This is a genomic window from Citrobacter sp. Cpa228 (assembly GCF_030333085.1).
In the GTDB taxonomy this organism is placed as follows: domain Bacteria; phylum Pseudomonadota; class Gammaproteobacteria; order Enterobacterales; family Enterobacteriaceae; genus Citrobacter; species Citrobacter pasteurii.
In genome coordinates, this window is record NZ_JAOWGQ010000054.1 from 177,247 (window position 1) to 183,879 (window position 6,633).

The 6,633-nt window shown below is 50.1% G+C and carries 9 protein-coding genes and 1 rRNA gene (1 of these 10 only partly in view); 7 read left to right on the top strand and 3 right to left on the bottom strand.

Going from position 1 to position 6,633, the window contains the following annotated elements; translation table 11 throughout:
• Positions 1 to 45 precede the first annotated feature (45 nt).
• Positions 46 to 993 (bottom strand): methionyl-tRNA formyltransferase, encoded by a 948-nt coding sequence (fmt, locus tag OGX91_RS18540; RefSeq protein WP_005134080.1) that lies wholly within the window; start codon positions 991 to 993, stop codon positions 46 to 48.
• 14 nt (positions 994 to 1,007) lie between these two features.
• Entirely contained in the window at positions 1,008 to 1,517 is a 510-nt protein-coding gene (def, locus tag OGX91_RS18545) for a peptide deformylase (RefSeq protein WP_040232019.1), read from the bottom strand.
• Between the two features lie 129 nt (positions 1,518 to 1,646).
• Here def and dprA point away from each other — a divergent pair, with 129 nt between their 5' ends.
• From dprA to OGX91_RS18575, 6 genes are read left to right on the top strand one after another with little or no spacing between them, the layout of a single operon-like run.
• A complete protein-coding gene (gene dprA, locus OGX91_RS18550; protein ID WP_005134082.1) occupies positions 1,647 to 2,771 on the top strand; it encodes a DNA-protecting protein DprA in 1,125 nt (374 codons plus the stop codon).
• Positions 2,743 to 3,216, top strand: a complete 474-nt coding sequence (gene smg / locus OGX91_RS18555; protein ID WP_005134083.1) for a DUF494 family protein Smg — start codon at positions 2,743 to 2,745, stop codon at positions 3,214 to 3,216. Before dprA ends, smg begins: the two co-directional genes overlap by 29 nt.
• A 26-nt stretch (positions 3,217 to 3,242) precedes the next feature.
• Positions 3,243 to 3,785 (top strand): DNA topoisomerase family protein, encoded by a 543-nt coding sequence (locus OGX91_RS18560; RefSeq protein ID WP_048213516.1) that lies wholly within the window; start codon positions 3,243 to 3,245, stop codon positions 3,783 to 3,785.
• A 3-nt stretch (positions 3,786 to 3,788) separates the two neighbouring features.
• On the top strand, positions 3,789 to 4,361 hold the full coding sequence (gene tsaC, locus OGX91_RS18565; RefSeq protein WP_005134086.1) for an L-threonylcarbamoyladenylate synthase type 1 TsaC: 573 nt from the start codon (positions 3,789 to 3,791) through the stop codon (positions 4,359 to 4,361).
• A 1-nt stretch (position 4,362) separates the two neighbouring features.
• A complete protein-coding gene (gene aroE, locus OGX91_RS18570) occupies positions 4,363 to 5,184 on the top strand; it encodes a shikimate dehydrogenase (protein WP_040232022.1) in 822 nt (273 codons plus the stop codon).
• The gene (locus OGX91_RS18575) at positions 5,181 to 5,438 is read left to right on the top strand and encodes a DUF1488 family protein (protein WP_005134093.1); all 258 of its coding nucleotides are present in this window, start codon (positions 5,181 to 5,183) and stop codon (positions 5,436 to 5,438) included. The genes aroE and OGX91_RS18575 overlap by 4 nt, the downstream gene beginning before the upstream one ends.
• On the opposite strand, the gene OGX91_RS18580 is transcribed toward OGX91_RS18575, so the two are convergent.
• Positions 5,414 to 5,968 carry a gamma carbonic anhydrase family protein gene (locus OGX91_RS18580; RefSeq protein ID WP_005134094.1) on the bottom strand — a complete coding sequence of 185 codons (555 nt, stop codon included), beginning with the start codon at positions 5,966 to 5,968 and terminating at the stop codon, positions 5,414 to 5,416. The genes OGX91_RS18575 and OGX91_RS18580 overlap by 25 nt on opposite strands.
• Positions 5,969 to 6,438: 470 nt before the next feature.
• Between OGX91_RS18580 and OGX91_RS18585 the strand changes: the two genes are divergently transcribed.
• Positions 6,439 to 6,633 (top strand): 16S ribosomal RNA (locus tag OGX91_RS18585) (it continues 1,347 nt past the right edge of the window).

Genomic DNA, 6,633 nt, shown 5'->3' on the forward strand with positions numbered 1-6,633 from the left:
AAATAAAAATGCCCGGAGGCTCCGGGCTTTAAAAGAGATGAACCGTCAGATCAGACGATTCCCGGGCACAAACCACTCCCGACGCGAATTGAGCAGATCCTGTGCGCTCATCGCTTTCTTACCGGCAGGCTGTAAAGCGATGAGATTCAGGATGCCGTCGCCTGTTGCGACCTGGATGCCCTGCTTTGTCGCCTCGAGGATGGTGCCTGGTGCAGACTGTGTGTTCACAGCAATAACAGAAGCTTTCCAGACTTTCACTGGCTGACCTTCGATTTCAAGCCAGCTCATTGGCCACGGGTTAAAGGCGCGGATACATCGTTCCAGCTGAGCGGCCGAAAGCGACCAGTCGATACGTGCCTCTTCTTTGCTGAGTTTTTCTGCATGTGTAACCAGAGATTCATCCTGAACAACTGGTTTTATTGTGCCAGCAGCAAGCTGTTTTAGCGTTTCAATCAGCCCCTGAGGCCCTAAATCTGCCAGCTTGTCGTATAACGAACCGCTGGTATCTTCTGCCGTAATTGGGCACGACAGCTTATGCAGCATATCGCCTGTGTCCAGACCGACATCCATCTGCATGATGGTTACACCGGTTTCGGTGTCGCCTGCCCACAATGAACGCTGGATCGGCGCGGCCCCACGCCAGCGTGGAAGCAGAGAACCGTGCACGTTGATACAACCCAGACGCGGCATGTCCAGTACGGCTTTTGGCAGAATCAGGCCATATGCCACCACCACCATTACATCTGCGTGCAGATCAGAAACCAGTTGTTGGTTTTCCTGAGGGCGAAGAGATACAGGTTGGAAAACGGGTATCCCTTTTTCTTCCGCCAGCACTTTTACCGGGCTGGGCATCAGCTTTTTACCACGTCCCGCAGGGCGGTCCGGTTGGGTAAACACCCCAACGACGTTATGTCCAGAAGACAACAGCGCGTCGAGATGACGCGCTGCAAAGTCAGGTGTACCCGCAAAAATAATACGTAGTGAGTCTGACACGTTGATTCTTGTCCTTAAGCTCGGGCGTTCAGGCGGTCGAGTTTTTCAACTTTCTGACGAATACGTTGTTGCTTCAACGGAGACAGATAATCGATAAACAGTTTACCGACCAGGTGATCCATTTCATGTTGGATGCAGATAGCCAACAGGCCGTCGGCCTCCAGTTCAAAAGGCTTGCCGTCGCGATCGAGCGCACGAATTTTTACTTTTTCAGCGCGCGGTACTAATGCACGTTGTTCAGGAATAGACAGGCAGCCTTCTTCAATGCCGGTTTCGCCGTCTTTCTCCAGCAGCTCTGGGTTAATGAGTACCAGACGCTCGTCACGGTTTTCAGAGACATCAATAACAATGATGCGCTGATGAATATCGACCTGTGTTGCCGCCAGACCGATACCTTCTTCGGCGTACATCGTTTCGAACATATCATCAACGATACGCTGAATTTCTGCATTCACTTCTTCAACCGGCTTTGCGACTTTGCGAAGACGCTCGTCCGGAATATGTAACACTTGCAAAACTGACATAGTTATCCAGAGTTGTGTTCAGGAATTGGAAAGATTATTACCTCTATTCTAGACAAAACCCGCTCTGATTGACAGCATCAGTGACCAATCGCAAAGATTGCCAGGACTGCTTGTGGCGGGGGAACAGGGATGACCCATATTGAGATTTGGTTACGTTTAGCACAAGTGAATGAACTGTATGGTGATGAGATGGTGCGCACTGCTCACTGGCTTATCGCTCAACCGAGTATTAATAATACGGTACTTCGGCATGCAGGGCTCACTCCTCGCCAGGTCGAACGTTTTCAGGCCTTTTCTGAGCAGTCATTGGAAAAAACGCTGCGTTGGCTTGAGTTACCCCATCATCATCTGGTTTTTGCCGACAGCAAGTATTTTCCGCCACAGCTGCGTGCTATTGAGGATTACCCTGGCGTACTTTTCATTGTTGGCCACCCTGAGTGTCTTCACTCATTTCAAGTTGCTGTTGTCGGCAGTCGGCAGTACTCCTGGTATGGCGAACGATGGGCGCGGCTGTTCTGTGAAAAGCTTGCAGCATGTGGTGTGACGATCACTAGCGGACTGGCTAAAGGGATTGACGGTGTGGCGCATACTGCAGCGATAAACACACACGGGGCCAGTATTGCGGTACTGGGAAATGGTCTGGAAACCATATATCCACGGCGACATGTTCGTCTTGCTGAAAGTTTGATAGAGGCCGGAGGCGCGCTGGTGTCCGAGTTTCCTTTGGATATGCTCCCGTTACCGCGTAATTTTCCCCGACGAAATCGCATTATTAGTGGTCTAAGTAAGGGAGTACTGGTTGTTGAAGCGGCACAGCGTAGTGGCTCATTAGTCACTGCACGCTGTGCGCTGGAACAAGGACGGGAGGTTTTTGCTTTGCCTGGACCGATAGGGAGCCCGGGAAGTGAAGGTCCCCATTGGCTCATTCAGCAGGGAGCCATGCTTGTGACGGCACCAGAGGAAATACTGGAAAGTTTGCAATATGGGCTGCAATGGTTGCCAGATGAGCCTGAAAAATCAATTTATTCGCCGGATCACGAAGAGGTGGCATTGCCATTTTCAGAGCTCCTGGCTAACGTAGGAGATGAGGTAACACCTGTTGACGTCGTCGCTGAACGTGCCGGCCAACCTGTGCCAGTGATAGTGGCTCAACTGCTCGAACTGGAGTTAGCAGGATGGATCGCAGCTGTACCCGGCGGCTATGTCCGATTGAGGAGGGCAAGCCATGTTCGACGTACTAATGTATTTGTTTGAGACATATATCCATAACGAAGCTGAGCTGCGTGTGGATCAGGACAAACTGGAACGGGATCTTACCGACGCTGGTTTTGATCGTGAAGACATCTACAACGCGTTACTGTGGCTGGAAAAACTTGCTGATTATCAGGACGGCCTTGCAGAACCTATGCAGCTTGCATCAGATCCCCTTTCTGTACGTATTTATACTGCAGAAGAGTGCGATCGGCTGGATGCGAGCTGTCGGGGGTTCCTGCTATTCCTGGAGCAGATTCAGGTGCTAAACCTCGAAACGCGAGAAATGGTGATAGAGCGCGTACTTGCGCTGGATACGGCTGAGTTTGATCTGGAAGACCTGAAGTGGGTGATCCTGATGGTTCTGTTCAACATTCCAGGCTGCGAAAATGCCTATCAGCAAATGGAAGAATTACTCTTTGAAGTGAATGAAGGTATGCTGCATTAATCAATCTTCATTCAGTATGAGTTGTTATGGCTAAATCAGCACTGTTTACGGTGCGTAAAAACGAGCCCTGCCCACAATGTGGGGCTGAACTGGTTATTCGTTCCGGGAAACACGGCCCGTTTCTTGGTTGCTCACACTATCCAGAATGCGATTATGTCCGTCCGCTGAAATCATCTGCGGACGGACATATAGTCAAAGTTCTGGAGGGTAAATTCTGCCCTGCATGTGGCGCTGAACTGGTGCTGAGGCAGGGACGATTCGGTATGTTTATTGGGTGCAGTGATTACCCTGCCTGCGATCACACTGAGCTTATCGATAAGCCTGATGAAACCGCAGTAGTGTGCCCCCAATGCCAGACGGGCCACTTGGTTCAGCGGCGTTCACGTTATGGCAAAACCTTCTACTCCTGCGATCGCTATCCGGAGTGTCAGTTTGTCATTAACTTCAAACCGTTAGCGGGAGAGTGTCCAGAGTGCCACTATCCGCTACTCATCGAAAAGAAAACCGCGCAGGGTGCGAAGCATTTCTGTGCCAGTAAACAATGTGGAAAGCCGATCCCGGCGGAATAAAAAGTGAATAAAAACCTGCCTACGGACCCCATCGCTGCCGCGATAGAGGTTCTGCAACAAGAAAATGTCATCGCTTATCCAACAGAAGCCGTTTTTGGTGTTGGTTGCAATCCTGACAGCGAAACGGCGGTAATGCGTCTGTTGGAACTCAAACAACGTCCAATTGATAAAGGTTTGATTTTGATTGCGGCAAACTTTGATCAACTCAAACCGTATATTGATGACAGTATGCTCACCGATGCTCAACGTGAAGCTGTTTTCGCACGCTGGCCTGGCCCTGTCACCTTCGTTTTCCCGGCTCCTGCGACAACGCCGCGTTGGCTAACCGGTCGTTTTGATTCGCTCGCCGTGCGCGTCACGGATCACCCGCTGGTGGTTGCGTTGTGCCAGGCTTATGGCAAGCCATTAGTTTCTACAAGTGCCAATCTGAGTGGGCTGGCACCCTGCAGAACGGTAGAGGAAGTACGAGCGCAGTTCGGGGAAGATTTTCCAGTGGTTGAAGGTAATACCGGCGGACGTTTGAATCCCTCGGAAATCAGAGATGCTTTGACGGGTGAACAGTTTCGACAGGGGTAATATGAAAGAAGCCTATGCTGTTTTTGGTAATCCGGTAGCGCACAGCAAATCGCCTTTTATTCATCAGCAATTTGCAGAGCAGCTGAAGATTGATCACTCTTATGGTCGGGTGTTGGCGCCCATCAATAACTTTGTGAATACGCTCAATGCCTTTTTTGCTGATGGGGGGAAAGGGGCTAATGTTACCGTTCCTTTTAAAGAAGAGGCGTTTGCGCGTGCTGATGAACTCACAGAGCGGGCATCGCTGGCTGGGGCGGTCAATACTCTAAAACGGCTGGAGGATGGGCGTTTACTGGGTGATAACACCGATGGTATCGGCCTGCTTAGCGATCTTGAGCGTTTGTCTTTCATTCATCCCGGGTCTCGTATCCTGTTGATTGGGGCTGGCGGAGCGTCCCGTGGCGTGTTGCTGCCTCTCTTGTCTATGGATTGCGCGGTGACTATTGTTAATCGTACCGCCTCACGTGCTGAAGAATTGGCGCAGATCTTCTCCCATACCGGCAGCGTTCAGGCGGTAGGAATGGATGAGCTGGATAATTACACCTTCGATCTGATCATCAACGCAACGTCCAGTGGTATTAGCGGTGATGTTCCAGCCATTCCTGCATCGCTTATTCATCCTTCGGTCTATTGCTACGACATGTTCTATCAAAAGGGTAATACCCCGTTCCTTTCATGGTGCGTATCGCATAGTGCAAAACATTGTGCCGATGGTTTGGGAATGCTGGTGGGGCAAGCGGCACATGCTGTTTTGCTCTGGCATGGTGTACTGCCGGAGATTGAGCCTGTGATTAAAACACTGCAACAGGAACTTTCTGCATGAATCAGGCGATTCAATTCCCTGATAGGGAAGAGTGGGTGGCGGATATTAATTCCGTCGTCTTCCCTGCGATGGTTCATGGTATGCAGCTAAAATGTGCCATAAAAGGAGAGACGTTGGCGCATCGCTTTGGTGGCGACACGCCTGAACAGTGGCTTGAAACTTTTCGCGAATATCGCTGGGATCTGGAAGAAGAGGCTGAAGCATTGATCCAGGACCAGCAGGAAGACTCTCAGGGTTGGGTCTGGTTATCCTGACCTAAATACTCATCTTTCCACTTCACGTAGTTGTCAGCAGAGTACTGTAGGCCTGCTTTCTCTTCGTCAGTTAGTGGGCGGATTTGTTTAACCGGGCTTCCCAGATACAGATATCCGCTCTCCAGGCGCCTATTTTGCGGGACCAGACTTCCCGCTCCGATCATGACGTCATCTTCTACTACTACGCCATCGAGCAAAATCGATCCCATACCGACTAAAACGCGGTTGCCAATGATGCAACCGTGCAACATGACTTTATGACCGACCGTCACATCCTCGCCTACGATCAGAGGGTTACCTTGCGGATTAGATGTGGATTTATGTGTGACATGCAGCACGCTGCCATCCTGAATGTTCGTACGGGCGCCAATCTGTACGTAGTTCACGTCGCCACGAATCGCAACCAGTGGCCAAATCCCGACATCATCAGCCAGACGAGCATCGCCAATGACAACACTACTACTATCGATCATGACGCGTTTGCCGATCTGTGGGAAAAGATCCTTATAAGGACGCAGTACATCAGACATGTTTACCTCAATGAAAATAGGGCGGTAATGAAGACTTTGGTTGGATTATTGAGACTGTGCAAGTGATTTAGTTATCAAAAATCAGCCAAATTGCACAGGAATGTAGCGAAAGGAGTGAAAAACAAGCATTCGGCAAAAAAGATCTAAAAAACACTTGTGCTAAAAAATGGGATCCCTATAATGCGCCTCCATCGACACGGCGGATGTGAATCACTTCACGCAAACAGCCGGTCCGGTTGAAGAGAAAAATCCTGAAATTCAGGGTTGACTCTGAAAGAGGAAAGCGTAATATACGCCACCTCGCGACAGAGCGCTAAAGCGCGTCGCAACTGCTCTTTAACAATTTATCAGACAATCTGTGTGGGCACTCGAAGATACGGATTCTTAACGTCGCAAGACGAAAAATGAATACCAAGTCTCTGAGTGAACACGTAATTCATTACGAAGTTTAATTCACGAGCATCAAACTTAAATTGAAGAGTTTGATCATGGCTCAGATTGAACGCTGGCGGCAGGCCTAACACATGCAAGTCGAACGGTAGCACAGAGGAGCTTGCTCCTTGGGTGACGAGTGGCGGACGGGTGAGTAATGTCTGGGAAACTGCCCGATGGAGGGGGATAACTACTGGAAACGGTAGCTAATACCGCATAACGTCGCAAGACCA

What these genes read in the sequence shown, in the direction of transcription:
- def (WP_040232019.1), bottom strand. Translation starts at nt 1,517, where the DNA reads ATGTCAGTTTTGCAAGTGTTACATATTCCGGACGAGCGTCTTCGCAAA.
- dprA (WP_005134082.1), top strand. Translation starts at nt 1,647, where the DNA reads ATGACCCATATTGAGATTTGGTTACGTTTAGCACAAGTGAATGAACTG.
- smg (WP_005134083.1), top strand. Translation starts at nt 2,743, where the DNA reads ATGTTCGACGTACTAATGTATTTGTTTGAGACATATATCCATAACGAA.
- OGX91_RS18560 (WP_048213516.1), top strand. Translation starts at nt 3,243, where the DNA reads ATGGCTAAATCAGCACTGTTTACGGTGCGTAAAAACGAGCCCTGCCCA.
- aroE (WP_040232022.1), top strand. Translation starts at nt 4,363, where the DNA reads ATGAAAGAAGCCTATGCTGTTTTTGGTAATCCGGTAGCGCACAGCAAA.
- OGX91_RS18575 (WP_005134093.1), top strand. Translation starts at nt 5,181, where the DNA reads ATGAATCAGGCGATTCAATTCCCTGATAGGGAAGAGTGGGTGGCGGAT.
- OGX91_RS18580 (WP_005134094.1), bottom strand. Translation starts at nt 5,968, where the DNA reads ATGTCTGATGTACTGCGTCCTTATAAGGATCTTTTCCCACAGATCGGC.